We start from the raw sequence: 23,149 nt of genomic DNA on the forward strand, positions 1-23,149 counted from the left end.
CGCCCGATCGGCCCTCGCCCGATCAGGCGTCGCCGCGCAGGATCGCCCGGATCTTCTCGAGCCGCGCCGCCACGTCCCGCTCGTTGCCGTAGCCGGTCGGTTCGTAGTAACGGGTGCCCACGAGCTCGTCGGGAAGGTACTGCTGGGTGGCCACGCCGAACTCCGCGTCGTGCGAGTAGCGATAGCCCTTGCCGTGACCGAGGCGCTTCGCTCCCGGGTAGTGCGCGTCGCGCAGCGGCTTCGGCACGCGCCCGATCTTGCCGGCCCGCACGTCGGCGATCGCGGCATCCAGAGCCAGATACGCCGCGTTCGACTTGGGCGCAGTGGCCAGGTAGACGACCGCCTCGGCGAGCAGGATGCGGCCCTCCGGCATGCCGATGAGCTGCACCCCCTGGGCCGCGGCGACCGCGATCGGCAGCGCCTGCGGGTCGGCCATGCCGATGTCCTCCGCGGCGCTGATCATGATGCGGCGCGCGATGAACCGCGGATCCTCCCCCGCCTCGATCATGCGTGCGAGGTAGTGCAGCGCCGCGTCGACGTCCGAGCCGCGCACCGACTTGATGAAGGCGCTGATCACGTCGTAGTGCTCGTCGCCCTGCCGGTCGTAGCGCAGCAGGGCCCGATCGACGGTCGTCGCGACGATGTCGGCGGTGACCACGGGCGGCGCCACCACGTCGTCGGGCGCGTCGGCGTCGGCCGCCACCGCCGCCGCCTCCAAGGCGGTCAGGGCACGCCGCGCGTCGCCCGAGGCGAGCCGCACGATCATGGCGCGCGCCTCGGGATCGAGCGTGACCGCCCCCTGCAGCCCGCGCGGATCGGTGACGGCCCGGTCGATCAGCAGCCCGAGGTCGTCGTCGCCGAGTGCCTCGAGCGTCAGCAGGAGCGAGCGCGACAGCAGGGGCGCGATGACCGAGAACGAGGGGTTCTCGGTCGTGGCGGCCACGAGGATGACCCAGCCGTTCTCGACCCCCGGCAGCAGGGCGTCCTGTTGGGCCTTCGTGAAGCGGTGGATCTCGTCGAGGAATAGCACCGTCGACACTCCGTAGAGGTCGCTGGCGGCGCGCGCCTGCTCCATGACCTCCCGCACGTCCTTGACACCCGCGGTGACCGCCGAGAGCTCGACGAACTTGCGGCCCGAGCTGTGCGCGATCGCTTGGGCGAGCGTCGTCTTGCCGGTTCCGGGCGGCCCCCACAGGATCACCGACACCGAGCCGGATGCCCCGCTCGCGTCGTTGGCCAGGTTCACCAACGGCGATCCGGGCTTCAGCAGGTGCGCCTGCCCGGCGACCTCGTCGAGGGAGGTGGGACGCATCCGCACCGCCAGCGGGGTGGACCCGGTGCGGAGTCCCGGCTGGCGCGTCATCTGCCCAGAGTATCCGGGGCGTGCGACGCGCGGCCGGTTGCGCGTTCTCCCGCGCTTTTGGCGCCCTCAGGTGGACTCACTAATGTTCTCGTGGCGGCACCGACCAGCCGACCGCAACGGGAGTACGGCCTTGGCATCCAAGAACCAGCAGCGCGAAGCACGCGAAGCGCGGGAACGACTGAAGGCATACCAGGCACGGCAACAGGTTCACGAGCACGCCACCAAGCGGCGTCTGCGCGACAACATCGTCGCGGTCATCGGCATCATCGTGGTCGCCGGACTCGCGGCCGCGACTCAGATCTTCTACTTCACCGCGGGGCCGGGCAGCCCTAGCGCCTCCCCGTCGGCCTCGGCATCCCCCTCGGCCTCCGCCGCGGGCAAGAACGTGGGAGCGCCGAATCCGAGCCTCGCCGAGGGCCGCACGTGGACCGGCACGCTCACCCTCAACAAGGTCGAACTGGGCGTGTCGCTCGACGGTGCCAAGGCACCCCAGGCGGTCTCGGGCATCATCCAGGACATCAACAAGAAGTACTACCCGGGCAAGACCTGCCACCGCCTTGCCGAGAGCACCGGGTTCGGCATCATCCAATGCGGTTCGCTCGATGGCACGGGCGCGGCCGACCCCAGCTTCTCCTACGGGCCGGTCGAGAACGCCCCCGCCGACCACGTGTACAAGGCCGGCACCATCGCGATGGCGCGGGCGAGCGGCAACGGCTACAGCAACGGCCACCAGTTCTTCATCTGTTTCGAAGACACCACCTTGCAGCCGGATGCGGCGGGCGGTTACACGGTCGTCGGCCAGGTCACGAGCGGACTCGACCAGCTGAAGAGCCAGATCGTCGCCGGAGGAATCACGGCGGGCACCGGCGGATCCACCGACGGCTCCCCCACCATTCCCACGACGATCACCGCGTTCACGCTGAAGTAGCCCCGTTCCGCGTGCCGTAGGTCGCGGGCAAGGGGCCGACAGGGGCGTGCCGCCGCGCCGGCGGAGCCGTGCAATAGGCTGGTGGCCGTTCGGCGAGAGGCCGTCGGACTCGATGACGAGGTTGGCAGAAGTGGCGACAGACGATCTGACCCCCTGGGGTCGCGTCGACGACGAGGGCACCGTGTACGTGCGCGAGGCCGAAGGCGAGCGCGCGGTCGGTCAGTATCCCGACGCGACTCCCGAAGAGGCTCTCGCCTATTTCGAGCGCAAGTACACCGAGCTCGCCGGTCAGGTCGGGCTGCTCGAGCAGCGCGTCCGGGGCGGCGCACCCGCGCGTGACGTGGCCAAGGCCATCGCGAAGCTCAAGGAAGCGGTGGCCGGGGCGAACGCCGTCGGTGATCTGGCATCCCTCCTGACGCGTCTCGAGAAGCTCGGCGGCAGCGTTGGCGAGCTCACCGAGAAGCAGACCGCCGAGGCCAAGGCCGCGATCGCCGACGCGGTCGCCGAGCGGGAGAAGCTCGTGGCCGAGGTCGAAGCGCTCGCCGCGCAGGATCCGGCCAAGGCGCAGTGGAAGCAGGTCTCCGCTCAGCTCGACGCGCTGTTCGCGCGGTGGCAGGCCCACCAGCAGGAGGGGCCGCGGCTGCCCAAGGCCGACGGTGACGAGCTCTGGAAGCGATTCCGCGCCGCCCGCACGACGATCGAGACCCACCGCAAGTCCTTCTTCGCCGAACTCGACGGCACCCACCGCGAGGCGCGCGCCCAGAAGCAGCAGCTGGTCGAGAAGGCCGAGGCGCTCGCCGTCAAGGGCACGGCCGCGATTCCGGAGTACCGCAAGCTGCTCGACGACTGGAAGAGCGCGGGTCGTGCGGGCAAGAAGGTCGACGACGCCCTCTGGGCGCGGTTCAAGGCCGCCGGCGACGTGCTCTATGCCGCGAAGGCGGAGGTCGACGCCAAGGAGAACGAGGAGTTCGCCGGCAACCTCGAGCTGAAGCTTGCGCTGCTCACGGACGCCGAGAAGCTGCTGATCGAGACCGATCGCGCGGTCGCCAAAGAGACCCTGCTGGGCATCCAGCGCAAGTGGGATGCCATCGGCAAGGTTCCGCGTGACTCGCTCAAGTCGATCGAAGACCGCCTGCGCAAGGTCGAGACGGCCGTGCGCAAACTCGACGAGGAGCACTGGAACCGGTCGAACCCCGAGAAGCAGGCCCGCTCGGAAGGGCTGGCTTCTCAGCTGACCGCGGCGATCGAGAAGCTCGAGAAGGAGCTCGACGCGGCGAAGGCCGCCGGAGATGCTCGCAAGATCAAGGATGCCGAGGAGGCGCTCGCCGCCCGGCGCGTCTGGCTGGACGCGCTCGGCTCGTAACGCGCGTCGCTTCTCGCGCCGAAGCTGGTTGTCCACAGGCCACGGCATCCACCGATCGGCACCGGATGCCGCCCGGCGCCCCTGGCGTGGGTCACGATCGCCGTATGCCTCCGCTCCCCGCAGTTCTGACCGACCGCGACATCCCGGCTCCGGAACTGGGCGGAATGCGACTCGATGGCGAGGTCTACCCGCTGGCCGACGGCTGGTGCGCGATCGACGAGCTCGAGAGCCCTGCTCACCGCGCGCGAGCCGTGCTCGGTCACCGCTCCCCGCGGCTCATCGCCGAACTGGGAACGGCGGCCTGGGTCTGGGGCGTGACCGCCACCCTGCCCCGGGTGACCGAGTTCTGCGTCGAGCTGGGGGCGCGAGCCCGACTGGGGATCAACCCGACCGTGCGTGTGCGCGAGCTCGTGCTGGATCCGGGCGACCGGGTCGAGCTCGGCGGGGTCGGCGTCACCTCCCCGCTGCGCACGGTCGTCGACCTCGCCCGGTTCCGCGACCCGCTGCCCGAGCAGGAGCGCGAGGCGATCCGCGAACTGGCGCTGCTGGGCGGCGTCGGGCTCCCCGACTGCTACGAACTGATCAATCGCCGGCGCAACCTGCCCGAGAAGCGGCGGGCCCTGCGCCGCTTGGACGAAGTGCTGGGCTGAGACGGTGCTGGGGTTCCTAGCCCGAGCTCACCCGGTACACGTCGTAGACCGCGTCGATGCGCCGCACCGCGTTGAGCAACCGGTCCAGGTGCACGGTATCGCCCATCTCGAAGACGAAGCGGCTGAGCGCCAGCCGATCGCTCGAGGTCGACACGGTCGCCGAGAGGATGTTGACGTGGTTCTCGCTGAGCACGCGCGTGACGTCCGACAGCAGCCCCGAGCGGTCGAGCGCCTCGACCTGGATCTGCACCAGGAACAGGCTCGACGAGGTGGGCGCCCACTCGACCTCGATGATCCGATCGGGTTCGGCCAGCAGCGACTTCACGTTGTTGCAGTCGCTGCGGTGCACCGAGACGCCGGTGCCCCGGGTCACGAAGCCGACGATCTCGTCGCCGGGAACCGGGGTGCAGCACTTGGCCAGCTTGACGAGGATGTCGGGCGCCCCGCGCACCAGTACTCCGGAGTCGCTCGGGCGCAGCTGACGCGCCCGGCCCTTGGGCGTGAACGGCAGCTCGGCCTCGTCGGCGTCGGCGTCGGTCTGCAGCGAGGCGAGCACCTTCTCGATCACCGACTGGGTGGAGACGTGCCCCTCGCCGACGGCCGCATAGAGCGCCTCGACGCCGTCGTAGCGCATCTGCGCCGCGACCTCGCTCAGAACGTCCTGGTTCATGAGCTTCTGCAATGGCAGGTTCTGCTTGCGCATGGCGCGCGCGATCGCGTCCTTGCCCTGCTCGACCGCTTCCTCGCGGCGTTCCTTGGTGAACCAGCCGCGGATCTTGTTGCGGGCCCGCGGGCTCTTGACGAAGTTCAGCCAGTCCTGGCTGGGGGCGGCATCCGGGTTCTTCGAGGTGAACACCTCGACCACGTCGCCCGAGTTGAGCGCGCTCTCGAGCGGGACCAGCCGGCCGTTGACCTTCGCTCCCATCGTGCGATGGCCCACCTCGGTGTGCACCGCGTAGGCGAAGTCGACCGGGGTGCCGCCGGCGGGCAGGCCGATCACCTTGCCCTGCGGGGTGAAGACGTAGACCTCCTTCGCCCCGATCTCGAAGCGCAGGTTGTCGAGGAACTCCCCCGGGTCTGCGGTCTCGGACTGCCAGTCGCTGATGTGGGCGAGCCAGGCCATCTCGTTGTCGGACTGCGGCGCCTTGGTGTCGGTCGAGCGCCCGCCGTTGACGCGCTCCTTGTACTTCCAGTGCGCGGCGACGCCGAACTCGGCGCGCTGATGCATCTCGTGTGTGCGGATCTGGATCTCGACAGCGCGGCCGTTCGGGCCGATGACCGTCGTGTGCAGCGACTGGTACAGGTTGAACTTCGGTGTGGCGATGTAGTCCTTGAAGCGCCCGGGAATCGGGTTCCAGCGTGCGTGGATCGCCCCGAGCACCGCGTAGCAGTCGCGGATGTTGTTGACCAGCACCCGGATTCCCACGAGGTCGTAGATCTCGTCGAACTCGCGGCCGCGCAGCACCATCTTCTGGTAGATCGAGTAGTACTGCTTGGGCCGGCCGACCACCTGCCCCTTGATCTTGTCGGCGCGCAGGTCGTCGTTGATCGCGTCGATCACCTGCTGCACGAACTCCTCGCGCTGCGGGGTGCGATTGCGCACGAGACTCTCGATCTCGACGTAGAGCTTGGGGTAGAGCACGGCGAAGCTCAGGTCTTCGAGCTCCCATTTGATGGCCTGGATGCCGAGTCGGTGCGCCAAAGGAGCGTAGATCTCGAGGGTCTCGCGTGCCTTGCGCTCGGCCGACTCCGCGGGCACGAAGCCCCAGGTGCGCGCGTTGTGCAGCCGGTCGGCGAGCTTGATGATCAGCACCCGGATGTCTTTCGACATCGCGACGACCATCTTGCGCACGGTCTCGGCCTGGGCGCTGTCGCCGTACTTGAGCTTGTCGAGCTTGGTCACGCCGTCGACGAGCATCGCGATCTCATCGCCGAACTCGGCGCGCAGCATGTCGAGCGTGTAGTCGGTGTCTTCCACCGTGTCGTGCAGCAGGGCCGCCGCGAGCGTCTTCGAGCCGATGCCGAGGTCGGCGAGGATCTGGGCGACGGCGACGGGGTGCGTGATGTACGGCTCGCCGCTCTTGCGCTTCTGGCCGGCGTGGGCCTTCTCGGCGGCGGCGTAGGCGCGTTCGATGAGCGCGACATCCGCCTTCGGATGATGCGTCTTGACGGTCTTGAGCAGCCGGTCGACGGCGCCCACCGGCTGCGCGCGCGAGAACAGCCGGGGCAGGATCGCCCGCAGCGATGAGGTGCCGACCTGCGTCTCCGTCACGCCATCACCTCCCGCATTCCGCTGAAGCGAAGTCTACGGTCGCCATGCCGAAGCTGCCGGTCGGTCCGCTGAGGGCGATCGGGCTACGCCGCGACGCTCTTGGAGCGCAGCGAGAGCACGCGCTTGTCGCGCTTCTTGATGGCGGCTTCGCCCTGCCGGAACGTCGCGTAGAGCGGCGAGGCGACGAACGGCGTCGAGTAGGTGCCGATCAGCGTGCCGACCAGCAGGGCGAGCGAGATGTCGCGCAGCGTGTCGGCGCCGAGGATGAACGAGCCGATGAACAGGATCGCGGCGACCGGAAGCGCGGCCACGACACCCGTGTTGATCGAGCGCACGAGGGTCTGGTTGACGGCCAGGTTCACGGCTTCGCCGAAGGTCCTGGTCGACTCGTCGCCCAGTTCCGCGGTGTTCTCACGGATCTTGTCGAAGACGACGACCGTGTCATACAGCGAGTAGCCGAGGATCGTCAGGAAGCCGATCACGGTGGCCGGCGTGACCTCGAACCCGGTTGCGGCATAGACCCCGGCCGTGATGATCAGGTCGTGGGCCAGCGAGATGATCGCCGCGACCGACATCTTCCAGGTGCGGAAATAGATGGCCATGAACAAGGCGGCGAGGACGAGGAACACGATCAGGCCGATCACGGCCTGTTGCGTGATGTCTCCGCCCCAGGTCGCCCCGATGAACGAGGAGGTGACGTCGCTCGTCTTCACGCCGTAGGTCTTCGCGAGTGCGGCTGACACGTCGATCGTCTGCGGGTTGGTCAACTGGTTGGTCTGCACCTGGACGCCGTCTTTGCCGACCGTGGTGATGTCGACGATGGCAGACGGAACGACCGAGTGGACGGCCCTCTCGCCGATGATCGTGTTGAGCGACTGCGCGCCCGAGATCTGGAACTGCGAGCCCCCTCGGAACTCGATTCCGAACTTGAAGCCCGCGCCGATGTTGCCGCCGCCCTTGATCAGCGGAACTGCGAGGGCCCCGATGACGAGCAGGATGGCGATGATGAACCAGATCCGCCGTTTGCCGACGAAGTCGATCGATCGCTTGCCGGTGTAGAGGTCGTTGCCGAAATCCGAGAAACTGGCCATCAGGACTTCTTCCCCCCTGCGCGGCCTGACTTACTGCTGCGCTTGGGCTGGGTACGCGCCGCGGATGTCGCGGGCTTGGTGGTCGGGGACGTCGTCGATGCCGCGGCGCCCGCGTCGAGCGTGTCACGGGCATCCGGCGCCTCGACAGCGGACGCTTCCACGACTGTTGCCGTGCCTCCGGCGGCGGCGAGCTCGGCGGCCTTGCGTTCTGCGATGGTCTGGCGACGGGCCGCTTCGCGACCGGCACCCGCCTTGCGTGCCTCGGGCGAGATCCGGAACTCGGCGCGCCCACGATAGATCGCGCCGAGCGCGGTCGGATCGAGGCCGCTGAGCGGATGACCGCTCGAGAAGAACCGGGTCTGCGCGATGAGCTGCAGGATGGGGTGGGTGAACAGGATCACGATGAGCACGTCGATCACCGTCGTGATGCCCAAGGTGAGCGCGAAACCCTTGACGTTGCCCACTGCGACGACGAACAAGACGATGGCCGAGAGCAGGTTGACCGACTTCGCCGCGTAGATCGTGCGGAGGGCGCGCTTCCAGCCCGCCTCCACGGCTCCGGGCAGAGCCCTCCCGTCTCGCAATTCGTCTCGGATTCGTTCGAAGTAGACGATGAACGAGTCCGCCGTGAATCCGATGGCGACGATCAGACCGGCCACGCCTGCCAGAGACAGACGGTAGCCGTTCTGCCAGGACATGAAGTTGATGACCTCATAGGTGAGCGCCGCGGCGACCACCAGGGAGGCGATGGTCACCAGACCGAGCAGCCGGTACTGGAACAGCGAGTAGATGATGACCAGCAGGAGGCCGATGCCGCCCGCGATCAGGCCGTTCTGCAACTGGCTCGCGCCGAGGGTCGCTGCGATGGTGTCACGGCTCTCGACCTTGAACCCGATCGGCAGTGCACCGTACTTGAGCTGGTCGGCGAGCGTCGTCGCGCTGCTCTGCGTGAAGTTGCCGCTGATCTGCGCCTTCCCGTTGGGAATGGCTTCGTTGATGGTCGGGGAGGTGATCACGCGCCCGTCCAGCACGACGGCAAAGCGGTTCCGCGGTTGGCTCAGAGCGAGAAGGCGAGTGGACACGTTGCCGAACTGGGTCGTGCCCGTTCCGTCGAACGAGAGATTGACGACCCACTGGCCCGTCGACACCCCTTGACTCGTGGTGGCGGTCCCAGCGCTTGCGTCAGAGATCCTCTCACCGGCGACCTCGACAGGACCCAAGACGTAGATCACATTGTGGTCATCGCACGTGACAAGGGGCTTCGTGGCCGAGACGACATTGGTGTCGACGGTGGTAAGTGACGAGCACTTGAAGTTGCTGTAGGTGTTGAGCACCTTCGGTGTGACCCACGCCTCGTCGCTTCCGCTCGTCGGCTTGGTGGCTGGCGTGTCGGACAGCTGTGGGGTCGCACCGGCGGTTGCGCCCGGTGTGGGCGTCGCGGTGGGGGCCGTGGGCGTACAGGCCGCGGAGGGAGCGGACTCGCTGCTCGCGCAGATCACCGCACGGAAGTCGAGCTTGGCCGAGGCCTGGATGCGCTGCAGGGTGGCTTCGTCCGGGGTGCCCGGGAGCGAGACCACGATGTTGTTGTTGCCCTGGGTGCTGATCTCGGCTTCGGAGACGCCGGCGGCGTCCACACGCTGCCGGATGATCGAGACGGCCTGGTTGAGCTGATCGGGCGTGGGCGACTTCCCCGCGGCGAGCTGCGGGGTCAGGATGATCTCGGTACCACCCTGCAGGTCGAGCCCGAGTTGCGGGGCCATCTTCCAGCCCCAGAACAACGTGCCCGCGCCCAACAGCGCCCCCAAGGCGACCACGAGGGCGAGGAGCCAGGCCAGCGATCTCCAGGCCTTGCGGACCGGGGACGATCTCGTTGCCAAGTGCGACTCTGCTTTCTGTCGGACGTCGCTGCAGCGACACGCGCGGACGCTCGGAACCGACCCGGGGTACCCGGGTCAGCATCCAAGGGTATCGGCTACTCGGCGGCCTTCTTGCGCGGGGCGCGCTTCGGCTTGTCCTCGTCGAGGCGTTCGCCGTACTGCGGCTCCCCGGCCTGAACGGCGTGGTCTTCGTTCACTTCGGGAGCCGCCGGCTCCTCGATGACGTCCTGCTCGGCCTCGACCGGGTCGATCACGCGCGAGATGGTCTGACGGTGCACGCGGAGCTTGGTGCCCGGGGTGGTCTCGATGACCGCCTCGTTCTTCTCCTCATCGATCGAGATGAGCGTGCCGTAGATGCCGTGCTGCGTCATCACCTCGGCGCCGGGAACGAACTTGCTCTTCAACTCCTCGGCCTCGCGCTTGCGCTTACGGGAGTTGCGGAACATGAAGATGACCATGACCGCGAGCACGACGACGAGCCCGATGGTCAGATAGTCGGGGCCGCTCGAGGAGGCGGCCGCGGCGTGCACGAGGATCGGTGCGAAAGACATGAGGGAGGGAGACCTTCCGGATTCGGGGAGAAACTCGCTGCAGCTTAGGGATCCCGGCTGTGCGGCTCCCCAGAATCATACGTCGTCGAACAGTGAGCCCGAGTCAGGGCGGCGCACGCCCAGGTGGTCCCAGGCCCGCCGGGTCGCCACGCGCCCGCGCGGCGTCCGGGTGAGCATCCCGATCCGCACCAGGAAGGGTTCGACCACCGACTCGATCGTCTCAGCCTCCTCGCCGACCGAGACGGCGAGGGTGTTGAGACCCACGGGGCCCCCATCGAAGCGGGTGACGATCATCTCGAGCACCGCACGGTCGAGACGGTCGAGGCCGATCGGATCGACGTCGTACAGCTCGAGCGCGGCATGCACCGCCTCCATCCCGGCTCCTCCGCCGCGCACGATCGCGTAGTCGCGAACCCGGCGCAGCAGTCGGTTGGCGATGCGGGGCGTGCCGCGCGACCGCGAGGCGATCTCGAGCCGAGCATCGGCCGGCACGTCGAGGGCGAGCAGCCGGGCGGCCCGTGCCAGGACCTCTTCGAGCTCCACGTCGTCGTAGAACTCGAGGTTGGCGGTGAAGCCGAAACGGTCGCGCAGCGGATTCGGCAGCAGGCCCGACCGCGTCGTCGCCCCGACCAGCGTGAACGGGGCGAGGTCGAGGGGGATGCTCGTCGCCCCCGCGCCCTTGCCGACCATGATGTCGATACGGAAGTCCTCCATCGCGAGATAGAGCATCTCCTCGGCGCTGCGGGCCATGCGGTGGATCTCGTCGATGAACAGCACCTCGCCCGGCACGAGGCTCGAGAGCAGCGCGGCCAGGTCGCCGGCGTGCTGGATCGCGGGGCCGCTCGACATGCGCAACGGCCGGTTGCTCTCGTGCGCCACGATCATGGCGAGCGTCGTCTTGCCGAGGCCGGGCGGTCCGGCCAGCAGGATGTGGTCGGGGGTGCGCGACTGCATCGCCGCGGCGTCCAGCAGCAGCTGGAGCTGCCCGCGCACCTTCGATTGGCCGACGAACTCGGCGAGGGTGCGCGGACGCAGGGCTCCCTCGAAGGCCAACTCGGCATCCGACTCGGGGGTCGGGCGGATGACGAGGTCGGCCGGGTCGTCGCGCGTCGGGTCGGTCACGGCCGAACCCCCCGCGCCGAGACACCGGTCTGCTGCGGACCCAGTCGCGACAGCGCCAGCCTCAGCAGCGCCTGCACCGTCGATCGTTCGCCCTCGCTCGCCTCGGCGGCCGCCTCGTCGACCGCCTGGGCCGCCACCCGCTCGTTCCAGCCCAGACCCACCAGGGCGCCGATGACGCTGGCCGTGACGGTCGTCGGCGATGAGACAGCACCGCTCGAAGGAGGTCCGGTCGGCGCGACCAGCTTGCCGGCGAGCGAGACGGCGATGAGCTTCGCGGTCTTCGGCCCGATGCCACTCACCTTGCGGAACGGGGCATCGTCCTCGGCAGCCACGGCCTGAGCGACCTGCACCGGCGTGAGCGTCGAGAGCACGCCCAGCGCCGACTTGGGGCCGACTCCCGAGACGCCGCGCAGCAGGTCGAACACCACGAGCTCCTCGGGAGTCGCGAAGCCGAACAGGCTCAGGTCGTCTTCGCGCACGATGAGCGCCGTGTGCAGCAGGGCCTCCTGACCGACGCGCAGCGTGAGCCCGTGCTGCGGCGTCACCTGCACGCCGAGACCGACCCCGCCGACCTCGATGACGGCGACGGTACCCGCGACCGTCAGCACGGTTCCGCGCACCGACGAGATCACCGGTTCACCGCCTTGCGCTCCGCGGCACGCCAGGCGCGCTGCGCCGAGGTCATGCCGTCGCCGGTGAGGCCGACTCCGCCGCGACGTGATGCGTCGCTCCAGACTCCCGCGCGCCAGGCGTGGCAGATGGCAAGCGCCAGGGCGTCCGCGGCGTCCGCCGGTCGCGGAGCGGACTCGAGGCCGAGCACGCGGGCGACCATCGCCCCGACCTGCGCCTTGTCGGCGGCGCCGTATCCGGTGATCGCGGCCTTGACCTCGCTCGGGGTGTGCAGCCCGACCGAGAGGCCGTGCTCCGCGCCGAGCGCGAGGGCGATGCCGCTCGCCTGGGCCGTCCCCATCACCGTCCGCAGGTTGTGCTGCGCGAAGACCCGCTCGACGGCCATCGCCGTCGGCGCGTACTCGACCAGCACGGCCCGGATGCCGCGCGACACCGCGAGCAGCCGCTCCGCGAGCGGATCCCCCGACGGCGTGAGCACGACGCCGACGTAGACCAGCGTCGCTCGGCGATCCGCCCCGATGTCGACGACGCCGATCCCGCACCGGGTCAGGCCTGGGTCGACTCCGAGTACGCGCATGCCGTCGAATCTACGGGGAACATTCGCACATGTGTTCGAGACGCGCCGCGCGTCGGAGCGATGCGCGCTACTCCTCGGCGTCGAGCTCCGCCTGGACCTCGGCGGGGATGTCGAAGTTGCTGAAGATGTTCTGCACGTCGTCGCTCTCTTCGAGCGCGTCGATCAGCTTGAACACCTTGCGCGCGGTCTCGGCGTCGACCTCGACCTGGATGTTGGGCACGAACTCGGCCTCGGCCGAGTCGTAGTCGATGCCCGCCTCGACGAGGGCGGTGCGCGCCTGCACGAGGTGCGAGGGCTCGGTGATGACCTCGAAGCCGCCGCCTTGGTCGGCGACCTCCTCGGCGCCGGCGTCCAGGACGGCCAGCAGGATGTCGTCCTCGGTCACACCCTCGCTCTTGGTGATCGAGATGACGCCCTTGCGACTGAAGTTGTAGGCCACGCTGCCGGGGTCGGCCATCGTGCCGCCGTTGCGGGTCATGAGGGTGCGCACCTCGGCCGCCGCGCGGTTCTTGTTGTCGGTGAGGCACTCGATCAGCAGGGCTACGCCGTTGGGGCCGTAGCCCTCGTACATGATCGTCTGGTAGTCGACCGACTCGCCGCTGAGGCCGGCCCCGCGCTTGATCGCGCGGTCGATGTTGTCATTGGGAACCGAGGTCTTCTTGGCCTTCTGCACGGCATCCACGAGGGTCGGGTTGCCGGAGAGATCGGCGCCGCCCATCTTGGCCGCGACCTCGATGTTCTTGATGAGCTTGGCGAACGACTTGGCACGACGCGAGTCGATGATCGCCTTCTTGTGCTTGGTCGTCGCCCACTTGGAATGCCCGCTCACGGTGCTCCTCTACTTGCCACAGATCCTTGCCATTCTAGCCAGCACCCCGAGGCCCGGCCCCGCGGCTAGGCTCAGCGAGTGGTCGCGCGCTGGTTTCGGATCTCGTACGCCGAGAACGCCTTGCGACGGTTCGCGACCGACGGCGGCCATTCGCTCGAGACCTTGCGGGCGACGGAGGCGGTCGCCCTCGCGCTGGCGTTCTACCGCGAGCGACGCGCCCAGCACACCCGCATCACCGACGAGGGCGACGGGCTGCTCTGGCAGTGGGGTCCGGATGCCGATGCCGAACGCTTCACGATCGACCTGACCCGTCAGCTCGTGCGCGAGGATCAGGATGCCATCACCCAGCTCTGCCTGACACTGGCCTACCGCTGGACGCCGGGCAGACGCGCTCTCGGACGCGGGCACGCCTGGTGCTTCACCCCCACCCAGATCGACGACTTCGGCCGCGAGATCCGCGCATCAGCGGCCTACCGGGCGATCGCGACGGCGAGCCCCGTCGCAGTGACCCTGCGCACCGAGGTGCTCTGAGCCTCGGCCCGTCTTGCCTCGACCGGCTGCTACCCGACCAATCCGTGCTGCCAGGCGAAGGCGACGACCTGAACCCGGCTGCGCAAGCCCAGCTTGCTGAGGATCTTGCCGAGGTGGGTCTTCACCGTGGTCTCCTCGACGAAAGCGCTCTCGGCCACCTCCGCGTTCGACAGGCCCTTGGCCACCAGCAGGAAGATCTCCTTCTCTCGCGGCGACAACTCGTCGATGACCGAGGCGTCGGGGCCCGGGCGGGAGTTGCCGAACTGCCGGAGCAGGTCGAAGGTGGCCGCCGGCGCGATCACGGAGTTCCCGGCCGCCACCGTGCGGATCGCGGCCAGCAGGAACTCCGGGTCCGCGTCCTTGGTGACGAAGCCGCTCGCGCCGGCGCGGATGGCGCGAACGACGGCCTCGTCGCGCCGGAAGGTCGTGACCACGAGCACCCGGGGCAGCGGGTCCCGACCGGACGCCAGGATCAGTTCGGTCGCGGCGAGCCCGTCGAGCCCCGGCATCCGGATGTCCATCAGCACGACGTCGGGCCGCATCGTCTCGACCCGCTCGACCGCGTCGCGGCCGGTCCCGACGCTGCCGACGAGCTCGAGGTCGGACTGGGATTCGATCAGCATGCCGACGCCGTCGCGAAAGAGCTCCTGGTCGTCGGCGACGAGCACCTTCGTCTTCACGCGGCCACCACCGCCGGCGCCTCGCGATACGGCAGGAACGCGGTCACCCGGTGATCCCCCGTGTCGTCGACCCCGGCCGAGAGCCATCCGCCCGAGAGCCGCGCCCGCTCGATCATGCCCGGGATGCCGCGGCCGGGACGACCGGCCTCGCGCGGGACCGCGTCGCCGCTGCCCGAGCTGACCAGCTGAAGCGCCAGTCCGGGACCACGCCAGTCGAGGACCACCGCCACCCTGCTCCCGCGTCCGCGGTGGCGGAGAGCGTTCGTCAGCCCCTCCTGGACGATCCGGAACACCGTGACCTCCTGCGCCGGCGCGAGGGCTCCCGGGTGCCCCGCCTCCGTGACGGTCACCTCGACCCCCGCCGCCCTCACACTCGCGGCGAGTTCGGGGATGCCTGTCAGGCCGGGCTGAGGCGTCGTCGAGCCGTCGAGCACGCTGTCGATCATGCCGCCGACATCCGAGAGCGCGCCCCGGGCCGCCGCCGCGATCGAGACGAGAGCCGCGTCGACCGCGGCCGGGCGCTTCGACCGCAGATACCGGGCCCCATCGGCCTGGGCCACGATGACGGCCAGGGAGTGCGCGAGCACGTCGTGCATCTCCTGCGCGATCCGATCCCGCTCCTCGGCGATCGCCAGCCTGACCTCGGACTCGGCGAGCCGCGCCTGGGCGTTCTGCTCGCGGACCTCGGCGGCGTCCAGTCGGCTGACGACCCGGATGCCCCACCCCATGCCCCAGGTCATCCCGACCAGTACGGTGCCGAGTGCCAGTAGCAGCAGGAATGCCGGAGCCGAAGTCCGCGCGCTGCCGACCCACTGCACGAAGCCGTCCTGCTGGAACACCATCATGGCGACGGCGATCGCGATCGCGGCCTCGCCAAGCACGAGAGGGATCCAGACGCGGGCGACTCGGCCCTGGGCCGTCGCGAATCCCACCACGAGGACGATCCCGAAGTTCGCGGGCCAGTCGGTCGCGTGGAAGGCCCCGATCCCGAAGAGCTGCAGCAGCAGGGTTGCGCCGATCACTCCGAAGGCGATCCGGGGTGCACGGCGGCTCAGAGCGATGGCCGCGCCCAGGCCGATGAAACCCACCAGACCCGCGTCACGGCGCCCCGACTCGGCGACGACCCAGAGGGTGACGAAGACGAGGGCGACGAGAGGCTCGATGGCCCAGCTGGCTGCTCGCAGGTATCTCATGCCGCCACTGTAAGAGGCGGTGGCGGCGTACTAGCCGGATGCCGTCGCGAAATCGTCCTTTCGGACGACTCAGGCCGCCGCGGCCGTCCGGGACCGCACCGTGTCGAGGAAGCGGGCGTGGAACCGGTAGTCGTCGGTCATCTCAGGGTGGAACGAGGTGCCGAGCAGGTTGCCCTGCTCAACCGCCACCACGCGGCCGTCCGGAAGGGTCGACAGGGCATGCGCCTTCGGCCCGACGGTCTCGACCACGGGCGCACGGATGAACACGGCGTGCACCGGCGGCTCGCCGAGCTCGGGAATGGACAGATCGGTCTCGAAGGAGTCCAGCTGGTTGCCGAAGGCGTTGCGGCGCACGGTGATGTCGAGCCCGCCCAGGCTCTGCTGCCCGTTGATGGCGTCGAGCACGGTGTCGGCCAGCATGATGAGGCCCGCGCAGGTGCCGTAGACGGGCATCCCCTCGGCGATCCGTTTCTTGAGCGGCCCGGCGAGCCCGAAGGTACGGCTCAGCTTGTCCATGACGCTCGACTCGCCTCCCGGGATGACGAGGCCGTCGACCGCCGCCAGCTCGCTTTCCCGGCGCACCGGCACGGCATCCGCCCCGAGGCCGCGCAGCACCGCGAGGTGTTCGCGGAAGTCGCCCTGCAGGGCGAGCACGCCGACCTTCGGCCGGGCGGCCGGTGCCGAGGGCTCCGGGCTACCAGCCACGCTCGGAGAGCCGATGCGGGGCTGCCAGATCGGACACGTTGATGCCGACCATGGCCTCGCCCAGACCGCGCGAGGCCTCGGCCACGATCGTCGCGTCGTCGTAGAAGGTGGTCGCCTTGACGATCGCCGCGGCCCGCGCCGCCGGGTTGCCCGACTTGAAGATGCCCGAGCCGACGAAGACACCGTCGGCGCCGAGCTGCATCATCATCGCGGCGTCGGCCGGCGTCGCCACCCCGCCCGCCACGAACAGCACGACGGGCAGCTTGCCGGTCGAGGCGATCTCGGCGACGAGCTCGTACGGGGCCTGCAGTTCCTTCGCCGCCACGTACAGCTCGTCTTTCGTCATCGAGCGCAGCACGTTGATCTCGCCCGTGATCTTGCGGATGTGCTTGGTCGCCTCCGACACGTCGCCTGTGCCCGCCTCACCCTTCGAGCGGATCATCGCCGCCCCCTCGGTGATGCGACGCAGCGCCTCGCCCAGGTTGGTCGCCCCGCAGACGAAGGGAACCGTGTAGTCCCACTTGTCGATGTGGTTGACGTAGTCGGCCGGCGAGAGCACCTCGGACTCGTCGATGTAGTCGACGCCGAGCGACTGCAGCACTTGTGCCTCGACGAAGTGCCCGATGCGGGCCTTGGCCATGACGGGGATCGACACCTCGGCGATGATCGAGTCGATCAGGTCCGGGTCGCTCATGCGCGCGACGCCGCCCTGAGCACGGATGTCGGCCGGCACGCGCTCGAGCGCCATGACGGCGACCGCCCCCGCGTCTTCGGCGATACGCGCCTGCTCGGCGGTGACGACATCCATGATGACCCCGCCCTTCAACATCTCGGCGAGGCCTCGCTTGACGCGGCTCGTGCCCAGGTCTCCGGTGCTGCTGTTCTCGGTCATGCGTCGATTCTACTTTCCGTATTGGAGTACCGGCTCGGCCCGGGCAGGTCCACCCGGGGATTGCTGGCGTGGGTCACGCGGGCCAGGCGCCGGCGATCTCGTCGCGAACCTCGCCCAGCAGCCGCGGGAGGACCTTGGTCTGAGCGATGATCGGGAAGAAGTTGGCGTCGGTCGCCCACCTCGGCACGACATGCTGATGCAGGTGCGCCGCGATGCCCGCGCCCGCGATCGCGCCCTGATTCATACCGATGTTGTAGCCATCGGCATGCGAGGTCGCGGTCAGCACGCGCATGGCCGTCTGCGTCAGGCTACCGACCTCGGCCACCTCCTCCGGGGTCGCCGCGTCATACGTCGCAACATGCCGATACGGCACGACGAGCAGGTGCCCGCTGTTGTAGGGGAACAGGTTGAGCAGGACGTAGGCCGTGGTGCCCCGGTGCACGATGAGGGCCTGCTCGTCGCTCAGAGTCGGAGCGGTGCAGAACACGCACTCGTCGCCGGACGCAGCCGGACCCTTCTCGATATAGGCGATGCGGTGCGGCGTCCACAGCCGGGCGAAGCCATCGGGCACCGCGGCGAAGGTGCGGCTCGACTCGGCCTCCGGGTACTCCGAGCCGTCGTAGTCGCGCACCGTCAGACCTGGGCCTTGGCGGCGATCGCCTCACGGATGCGGCGCACGGCTTCGTCGATCGCGATGCCGTTGTCCTGCGTGCCGTCGCGGAACCGGAAGCTCACCGTGCCGGCCGCGCGGTCCTGCTCCCCCGCGATCAGCTGGAACGGCACCTTGGCCTGGGTGTGCGTACGGATCTTCTTCTGCATGCGGTCGTCGCTGCCGTCCAACTCCGCACGGATGCCGTCGGCCTTGAGGCGCGCGATGATCTCGCCGAGATACCCGGCGTACTCCTCGGCGACGGGGATGCCCACGACCTGCACCGGTGACAGCCAGACCGGGAACGCGCCGGCGTAGTGCTCGAGCAGGATCGCGAAGAAGCGCTCGATCGAGCCCAGCAGGGCGCGGTGGATCATCACCGGCTGCTGCAGCGAGCCGTCGCTCGCGGCATAGCGCAACTCGAAGAGCTCGGGCTGGTTGAAGTCGAGCTGCACCGTCGACAGCTGCCAGGTGCGGCCGATCGCATCGCGGGCCTGCACCGAGATCTTGGGGCCGTAGAAGGCGGCCCCGCCCGGGTCGTCGACCAGCTCGAGCCCCGAGTCGACGGCGACCTCGCGAAGCGTCTGGGTCGCCTCCTCCCAGACCGCGTCGTCGCCCACGTACTTCTGCGGGTCCTTCGTCGACAGCTCGAGGTAGAAATCGGTGAGTCCGTAGCCGCGCAGCGTCTCGAGCACGAACTCGAGCTGACTCGCGACTTCGGCGCGCACCTGATCGGGCGTGACGTACACGTGCGCGTCGTCCTGGGTCAGGCCGCGCACGCGGGTCAGGCCCGAGAGGGTTCCGCTCTTCTCGTAGCGGTACACCGTGCCGAACTCCGCCAGCCGCAGCGGCAGCTCGCGATAGCTGCGGCCGCGCGCCCGGAAGATCAGGTTGTGCATCGGGCAGTTCATGGGCTTGAGGTAGTAGTCCTGGCCCTGCTTCGTGACGTTGCCCTCGGCATCCAGCTCTTCGTCGAGGTGCATGGGGGGGAACATGCCGTCCTTGTACCAGGTGAGGTGCTGACTGATCTCGTACAGGTGTCCCTTGGTGATGTGCGGGGTGTTGACCAGCTCGTAGTCGTTCGCGATCAGCCGCTCGCGCATGAAGTTCTCGATCTCGGCGCGGATGATGCCGCCTTTGGGGTGGAAGACCGCGAGGCCCGAGCCGATCTCCTCGGGGAACGAGAACAGGTCGAGCTCCTGCCCGAGTTTGCGGTGGTCGCGCTTGGCGGCCTCCTCGAGGCGGGTCTGGTACGCGCGCAGCTCGTCCTTGCTCGGCCAGGCGGTGCCGTAGATGCGCTGCAGCTGCCGGTTCTTCTCCGAGCCGCGCCAGTAGGCCGCGGCGACGCGCATCAGGGCGTATCCGCCCCTGATCGGCTGCGTGCTCGGCAGGTGCGGGCCCCGGCAGAGGTCTTTCCACACGGTCTCACCAGTGGCGGGATCGACATTGTCGTAGATCGTCAGCTCCGAGCCGCCGACCTCGACGCTCTCGCCCGCCTCGAACTGCGCGGTGCCGGTCTCGTGGCCCTTGAGGCCGATCAGTTCGAGCTTGTACGGCTCGTCCGCGAGCTCGGTGCGAGCCTCGTCGTCGGTCACCACCCGTCGCACGAAGCGCTGACCCGACTTGATGATGCGCTCCATCTCCTTCTCGATGGCCTTCAGGTCGTCGAGGGTGAACGGGGTGTCGACATCGAAGTCGTAGTAGAAGCCGTCGGTCACGGGCGGTCCGATGCCGAGCTTGGCCCGCGGGTTGATGGACTGCACGGCTTGCGCCATGACGTGCGTCGCCGAATGCCGCAGGATGTTGAGCCCGTCGGGCGAGTCGATCGTCACGGCCTCGACGGTGTCGGCGTCGGTGACCGTCGTCGCCTTGTCCTTGAGCTGGCCGTTGACGCGGAGGGCGACCACGGCGCGGTCGGGGAACAGGTCGAAACCGGTCTGCGCGCTCATTCCCCCAACTGTACCGGCGCGTTCGGGGGCTCCGTGTCGGGCACGAACGCCGAAGCCGCTAGTGCGGAAAGGCGCTCAGCGCGGTCGAGAGCGCGTGCATCCAGTCGAGCACGACCGGCCGGTTGAACGCGATGGCCCAGGCGATCGCGATCTGCAGCACGGCGACCACGTCGACCAGCGCGATCGTGAACCGCTCGCGCGCCGTCGGGATCAGGGCGATCGCCATGAGCGTCATCAGGATGAAGGTGTTGCCGGCCGAGCCGGAGGGGACGAGTCCCAGCGTCGAGGCCCCGAGCACGGCGACGAACACAAGCGTCGACACCACGATCGACCCCGGTCGACGCACGATGAGCCCGATCACCCAGGCGCTCAGCACCGGCGCGGCCAGCAGCAGACCGTCGATGCTCGTGAACATCGCGGTGATCGTCTCGAAGCGCTCCGGCACCCCCGCCAGCAACCCGCGGCCGAGGCTGCCGAGGATGCGTCCGGTGAAGATGAGGTTGAGCGCGCCGATCGCGCCGATCGCGGCGGCCGTCGGGAACACGATCACCAGGACGTTGGCGCGGCGGGCGCCGACCTGGTCCGCGCGTCGGTGCCGCAGGAATGGTGCGGCGGCGGCCGCCGTCAAGACGTACAGCACGCCGCTCAGGTCGGACAGCGTGGCGAGCATCAGCAGGAGTCCGGCACGGAAGCCGGACTGGGTGTTGCCCCAGGCGACGAAGCGCACGACATCGGCGATACCCAGGCCGAAGAAGGCCAGCCCGAGGAAGGCGGGGAAGTTCTCGGTCACGTTGTAGGCGAACAGCGGGTTCGCGGCCAGCGCCAGCATCAGGATCACGGTGGTCGTCACCGCGAACCGGCGCTGCACCATCACCTCGAGGATCCTCTGCAGGAAGACCCCCGCGACCAGCGCTCCCGCGACGGCCAATCCGGCGCGGCCCCCGGGGATCGCGGCGGCCAGCAGCGTCGACAGCGGGGGGAAGATGTCGCTGATCCATGAGACGTCGGCGCGGTTCCAGTCGATCGTCGCGATCCGGTCGATCAGCTGCTGGTTGGGGGTGGTGAGCCGGAGGTTCGCGCCGGCAGATCCGACCCAGGCCACCAGCAGGTACGGCACGGCGAAGGCGAGCCGAAGCGCCCACCGCAGCAGCGGATCACGTGGGAACGCATCGAGGCGGGTGCGATCCGGGCGGCGATCGGTGCGATCGCGCTGTTCGACGCCGCCGAGGCTGACGACGTGGCTCATGACGCTGCTCCGCCCGAGGTCTGGGCCGTGAGCCCGTGCTCGGTCTTCTCCCAGTAGTGCGGCTTGGTGAGCAACTGCCACAGAGCCTTGTACGAGGCGATGGAGTGCAGGATCCAGTAGATCGGATTCAGCAGGGCCCACAGGATGAGGCTGAAGGTGCCGCGCTTGTACGGCCCCATCATCGACAGGTAGACCATCACCGAGTTGCCGATGATGAAGTTGATCAGGCAGATCCAGAGCAACCAGACCGGGAAGAACTGCCCGAGCACCGCCGCCGGGATGAAGGCGGTGAAGATGGTGACGATGTACAGCGGCAGCACTCCCAGGAAGGTCGCCGGGGTTCCGGCGATCAGCAGCGCGAAACTCAGGAAGCGGCGCACCCCGATCTCGCGGATGAGCTGCCCCGGACGTCGGGCGTGCACGAGGCTCGTCTGCATGTAGCCCTTGATCCAGCGGCTGCGCTGCCGCACGAAGTTCGGGATCGAGGTGTTCGCCTCCTCCATGGTCGTGGAGTTCACAACCCCGACCCGATAGCCCATCGCACTCGCCCGGATGCCCAGGTCGGCATCCTCGGTGACGTTGTACGGATCCCAGCCCCCGAGCTCGATGAGTGCCGAGGTGCGGAAGTGGTTCGAGGTGCCGCCGAGCGGGATCGGCAGGTCGGCGGCGTCGAGCCCGGCGAGCATGTAATCGAACCAGTAGCTGTACTCGAGCGTGAACATGCGCGTCAGCACGTTCTCGTCGGCGTTGAAGTAGTTGAGCGACGCCTGCACGCACACGGTCTTGTCACCGCCGCGCCGGAACGCGATGTACGCCTTCTTGAGCTGGTCGGGGTCCGGGGTGTCTTCGGCATCGTAGATCACCAGGAAGTCGCCGGTGGCGAAGAACAGGCCCACGTTGCAGGCGCGGGGCTTCGTCTGCGGCGCCCCCTTGCCGATCGTGATCACGTGGAAGTTGGGTGGCGGCGAGGCCTTCATCAGGGCATCGCGGGTGAGCGTGTCCTCCTCCTCGATCAGGATCAGCACCTCGAGCTTCTCGGCCGGCCAGTCGATGCTGCCGAGGTTCTCGACCAGCTGGCCGACGATGTTGGCCTCACGGAAGACCGGCACGAGCACGGTGTAGACCGGCAGCTCGCTGTCCGGCAGGGCGGCGACCTGCGCCGCGCTGACCCGCTCGACGACGTCGAACTTGGCGCCCCGCATCGCGACCAGGAACTTGAACAGGGTTCCCGCGAAGAACACGACGCTGATCACGGCGATGAGCGCGATCACGACGTAGGCGGGCCAGATCACCAGCGCGATCACCCCGACGAGCAGCAGCGCGATCAAACCGATCTTCTGGCCCCGCGAGAAGACGATGCGCGCCGAGAGCTCCGGGTTCTGCCGGAACAGCTCGTTGGCGGCCTCGTCGGCGATCTCGGCCCGGAACACGTGCAGGGCCAGATTGCGGATGTCCCAGGAGGTCGCGACTCCGAAGCGCGCTCGCGCCCCGATCATCCACTCGATGTGGGCACGTCGTTCCGCGTCGGGGATGCGAGCGGTGGCGACGACGACGGTGCCGTCCGGTTCACGGCGCAGCGGCATCCAGTTCTCGGCCACCATCATCTGACCCGACCAGCGGTGCATGAACTCGCTGTCGTGATGCTCCGTGTGCAGGTCGAGCACCGGCAGCGCCCAGGATCGGGCCATGACGCTGCGCAGGGCCTCCGGGGCGACCATGCCCTGGCTGACCAGGATCTCGTCGATATGTGAACCGGTGCGGGCCTTCGCGGCGCGCGCCAGCTCGAGTTGCTCCCCCGTGATCAACCCCGATTCCAGGAGCATCTCCGCAAAAGCGGTGCTCTGGACCGAGGGCACCCCCACCTGTGCCATGCGTTCATGCTCGCGCTCGGGGAGGCAGGTCGGCAAGGTCCCCAAGCTGGGGCCGACCGCCTGAGAGGAATGCTCCCCCTCGCTAAGATCGAGGCGTCCACGGGACAAGGTGCGCCGGGAAGACTGGTCGGCAGACTTCATCGACGACCCCGGAGGCAGCCGTGCCCGAATCGCCCTCGT

The 23,149-nt window shown here is 68.8% G+C and carries 21 protein-coding genes; 4 read left to right on the forward strand and 17 right to left on the reverse strand.

Annotation, left to right across the window (positions count from 1 at the left end):
* Positions 1–22: 22 nt before the first annotated feature.
* On the reverse strand, positions 23–1,363 hold the full coding sequence (locus tag ACFPJ4_RS05500) for a replication-associated recombination protein A (protein WP_386739279.1): 1,341 nt from the start codon (positions 1,361–1,363) through the stop codon (positions 23–25).
* Positions 1,364–1,493: 130 nt separating this feature from the next.
* On the opposite strand from ACFPJ4_RS05500, the gene ACFPJ4_RS05505 reads away from it, so the two are divergent.
* The 3 genes from ACFPJ4_RS05505 (at position 1,494) to ACFPJ4_RS05515 (ending at position 4,304) form a co-directional block, all read left to right on the forward strand.
* Positions 1,494–2,291, forward strand: a complete 798-nt coding sequence (locus ACFPJ4_RS05505; protein ID WP_386739281.1) for a peptidylprolyl isomerase — start codon at positions 1,494–1,496, stop codon at positions 2,289–2,291.
* A gap of 130 nt (positions 2,292–2,421) precedes the next feature.
* Complete coding sequence (locus ACFPJ4_RS05510) at positions 2,422–3,654, forward strand: DUF349 domain-containing protein (RefSeq protein ID WP_386739282.1); 1,233 nt, start codon at positions 2,422–2,424, stop codon at positions 3,652–3,654.
* Between the two features lie 104 nt (positions 3,655–3,758).
* Positions 3,759–4,304: a hypothetical protein gene (locus ACFPJ4_RS05515; RefSeq protein ID WP_386739283.1), complete on the forward strand. Its 546-nt coding sequence runs from the start codon at positions 3,759–3,761 to the stop codon at positions 4,302–4,304.
* Between the two features lie 16 nt (positions 4,305–4,320).
* Here ACFPJ4_RS05515 and ACFPJ4_RS05520 read toward each other — a convergent pair whose 3' ends face one another.
* From ACFPJ4_RS05520 to ACFPJ4_RS05555, 8 genes are all read right to left on the reverse strand, one after another.
* Entirely contained in the window at positions 4,321–6,576 is a 2,256-nt protein-coding gene (locus ACFPJ4_RS05520) for a RelA/SpoT family protein (RefSeq protein WP_386739285.1), read from the reverse strand.
* An 83-nt stretch (positions 6,577–6,659) separates the two neighbouring features.
* Positions 6,660–7,667 carry a protein translocase subunit SecF gene (secF, locus tag ACFPJ4_RS05525; RefSeq protein ID WP_386739286.1) on the reverse strand — a complete coding sequence of 336 codons (1,008 nt, stop codon included), beginning with the start codon at positions 7,665–7,667 and terminating at the stop codon, positions 6,660–6,662.
* Positions 7,667–9,544: a protein translocase subunit SecD gene (secD, locus tag ACFPJ4_RS05530; RefSeq protein WP_386739287.1), complete on the reverse strand. Its 1,878-nt coding sequence runs from the start codon at positions 9,542–9,544 to the stop codon at positions 7,667–7,669. Before secD ends, secF begins: the two co-directional genes overlap by 1 nt.
* Before the next feature lie 95 nt (positions 9,545–9,639).
* Positions 9,640–10,095, reverse strand: coding sequence for a preprotein translocase subunit YajC (gene yajC, locus ACFPJ4_RS05535; RefSeq protein ID WP_386739289.1), 456 nt, complete (start codon positions 10,093–10,095; stop codon positions 9,640–9,642).
* A 75-nt stretch (positions 10,096–10,170) separates the two neighbouring features.
* On the reverse strand, positions 10,171–11,217 hold the full coding sequence (ruvB, locus tag ACFPJ4_RS05540; RefSeq protein WP_386739290.1) for a Holliday junction branch migration DNA helicase RuvB: 1,047 nt from the start codon (positions 11,215–11,217) through the stop codon (positions 10,171–10,173).
* Positions 11,214–11,849 carry a Holliday junction branch migration protein RuvA gene (gene ruvA, locus ACFPJ4_RS05545; RefSeq protein WP_386739291.1) on the reverse strand — a complete coding sequence of 212 codons (636 nt, stop codon included), beginning with the start codon at positions 11,847–11,849 and terminating at the stop codon, positions 11,214–11,216. The genes ruvB and ruvA overlap by 4 nt, the downstream gene beginning before the upstream one ends.
* Positions 11,846–12,424 (reverse strand): crossover junction endodeoxyribonuclease RuvC, encoded by a 579-nt coding sequence (gene ruvC, locus ACFPJ4_RS05550; RefSeq protein ID WP_386739292.1) that lies wholly within the window; start codon positions 12,422–12,424, stop codon positions 11,846–11,848. Before ruvC ends, ruvA begins: the two co-directional genes overlap by 4 nt.
* Before the next feature lie 67 nt (positions 12,425–12,491).
* A complete protein-coding gene (locus tag ACFPJ4_RS05555; RefSeq protein ID WP_386739293.1) occupies positions 12,492–13,253 on the reverse strand; it encodes a YebC/PmpR family DNA-binding transcriptional regulator in 762 nt (253 codons plus the stop codon).
* A 78-nt stretch (positions 13,254–13,331) separates the two neighbouring features.
* On the opposite strand from ACFPJ4_RS05555, the gene ACFPJ4_RS05560 reads away from it, so the two are divergent.
* Positions 13,332–13,784 (forward strand): hypothetical protein, encoded by a 453-nt coding sequence (locus ACFPJ4_RS05560; RefSeq protein WP_386739295.1) that lies wholly within the window; start codon positions 13,332–13,334, stop codon positions 13,782–13,784.
* Between the two features lie 29 nt (positions 13,785–13,813).
* Here ACFPJ4_RS05560 and ACFPJ4_RS05565 read toward each other — a convergent pair whose 3' ends face one another.
* The 8 genes from ACFPJ4_RS05565 to ACFPJ4_RS05600 form a co-directional block, all read right to left on the reverse strand.
* Positions 13,814–14,464: a response regulator gene (locus tag ACFPJ4_RS05565; protein ID WP_386739296.1), complete on the reverse strand. Its 651-nt coding sequence runs from the start codon at positions 14,462–14,464 to the stop codon at positions 13,814–13,816.
* On the reverse strand, positions 14,461–15,657 hold the full coding sequence (locus ACFPJ4_RS05570; protein WP_386739298.1) for a sensor histidine kinase: 1,197 nt from the start codon (positions 15,655–15,657) through the stop codon (positions 14,461–14,463). The genes ACFPJ4_RS05565 and ACFPJ4_RS05570 overlap by 4 nt, the downstream gene beginning before the upstream one ends.
* Positions 15,658–15,726: 69 nt before the next feature.
* Positions 15,727–16,362, reverse strand: a complete 636-nt coding sequence (gene pdxT, locus ACFPJ4_RS05575; RefSeq protein WP_386739299.1) for a pyridoxal 5'-phosphate synthase glutaminase subunit PdxT — start codon at positions 16,360–16,362, stop codon at positions 15,727–15,729.
* Positions 16,352–17,254 (reverse strand): pyridoxal 5'-phosphate synthase lyase subunit PdxS, encoded by a 903-nt coding sequence (gene pdxS / locus ACFPJ4_RS05580; protein ID WP_386739300.1) that lies wholly within the window; start codon positions 17,252–17,254, stop codon positions 16,352–16,354. Before pdxS ends, pdxT begins: the two co-directional genes overlap by 11 nt.
* A gap of 73 nt (positions 17,255–17,327) precedes the next feature.
* Entirely contained in the window at positions 17,328–17,885 is a 558-nt protein-coding gene (locus ACFPJ4_RS05585) for an HIT family protein (protein WP_386739301.1), read from the reverse strand.
* 2 nt (positions 17,886–17,887) lie between these two features.
* A complete protein-coding gene (gene thrS / locus ACFPJ4_RS05590) occupies positions 17,888–19,852 on the reverse strand; it encodes a threonine--tRNA ligase (protein WP_386739302.1) in 1,965 nt (654 codons plus the stop codon).
* 58 nt (positions 19,853–19,910) lie between these two features.
* Complete coding sequence (locus ACFPJ4_RS05595) at positions 19,911–21,098, reverse strand: hypothetical protein (RefSeq protein ID WP_386739303.1); 1,188 nt, start codon at positions 21,096–21,098, stop codon at positions 19,911–19,913.
* Entirely contained in the window at positions 21,095–22,969 is a 1,875-nt protein-coding gene (locus ACFPJ4_RS05600; protein WP_386739304.1) for a glycosyltransferase family 2 protein, read from the reverse strand. The genes ACFPJ4_RS05595 and ACFPJ4_RS05600 overlap by 4 nt, the downstream gene beginning before the upstream one ends.
* Positions 22,970–23,149 lie beyond the last annotated feature (180 nt).

The organism is Lysinimonas soli (assembly GCF_042655435.1).
In the GTDB taxonomy this organism is placed as follows: Bacteria; Actinomycetota; Actinomycetes; order Actinomycetales; family Microbacteriaceae; genus Lysinimonas; species Lysinimonas soli.

What these genes read in the sequence shown, in the direction of transcription:
- ACFPJ4_RS05515 (WP_386739283.1), top strand. Translation starts at nt 3,759, where the DNA reads ATGCCTCCGCTCCCCGCAGTTCTGACCGACCGCGACATCCCGGCTCCG.
- yajC (WP_386739289.1), bottom strand. Translation starts at nt 10,095, where the DNA reads ATGTCTTTCGCACCGATCCTCGTGCACGCCGCGGCCGCCTCCTCGAGC.
- secF (WP_386739286.1), bottom strand. Translation starts at nt 7,667, where the DNA reads ATGGCCAGTTTCTCGGATTTCGGCAACGACCTCTACACCGGCAAGCGA.
- ACFPJ4_RS05500 (WP_386739279.1), bottom strand. Translation starts at nt 1,363, where the DNA reads ATGACGCGCCAGCCGGGACTCCGCACCGGGTCCACCCCGCTGGCGGTG.
- ruvC (WP_386739292.1), bottom strand. Translation starts at nt 12,424, where the DNA reads ATGCGCGTACTCGGAGTCGACCCAGGCCTGACCCGGTGCGGGATCGGC.
- ACFPJ4_RS05595 (WP_386739303.1), bottom strand. Translation starts at nt 21,098, where the DNA reads ATGAGCCACGTCGTCAGCCTCGGCGGCGTCGAACAGCGCGATCGCACC.
- ACFPJ4_RS05600 (WP_386739304.1), bottom strand. Translation starts at nt 22,969, where the DNA reads ATGGCACAGGTGGGGGTGCCCTCGGTCCAGAGCACCGCTTTTGCGGAG.
- pdxS (WP_386739300.1), bottom strand. Translation starts at nt 17,254, where the DNA reads ATGACCGAGAACAGCAGCACCGGAGACCTGGGCACGAGCCGCGTCAAG.
- ACFPJ4_RS05570 (WP_386739298.1), bottom strand. Translation starts at nt 15,657, where the DNA reads ATGAGATACCTGCGAGCAGCCAGCTGGGCCATCGAGCCTCTCGTCGCC.
- thrS (WP_386739302.1), bottom strand. Translation starts at nt 19,852, where the DNA reads ATGAGCGCGCAGACCGGTTTCGACCTGTTCCCCGACCGCGCCGTGGTC.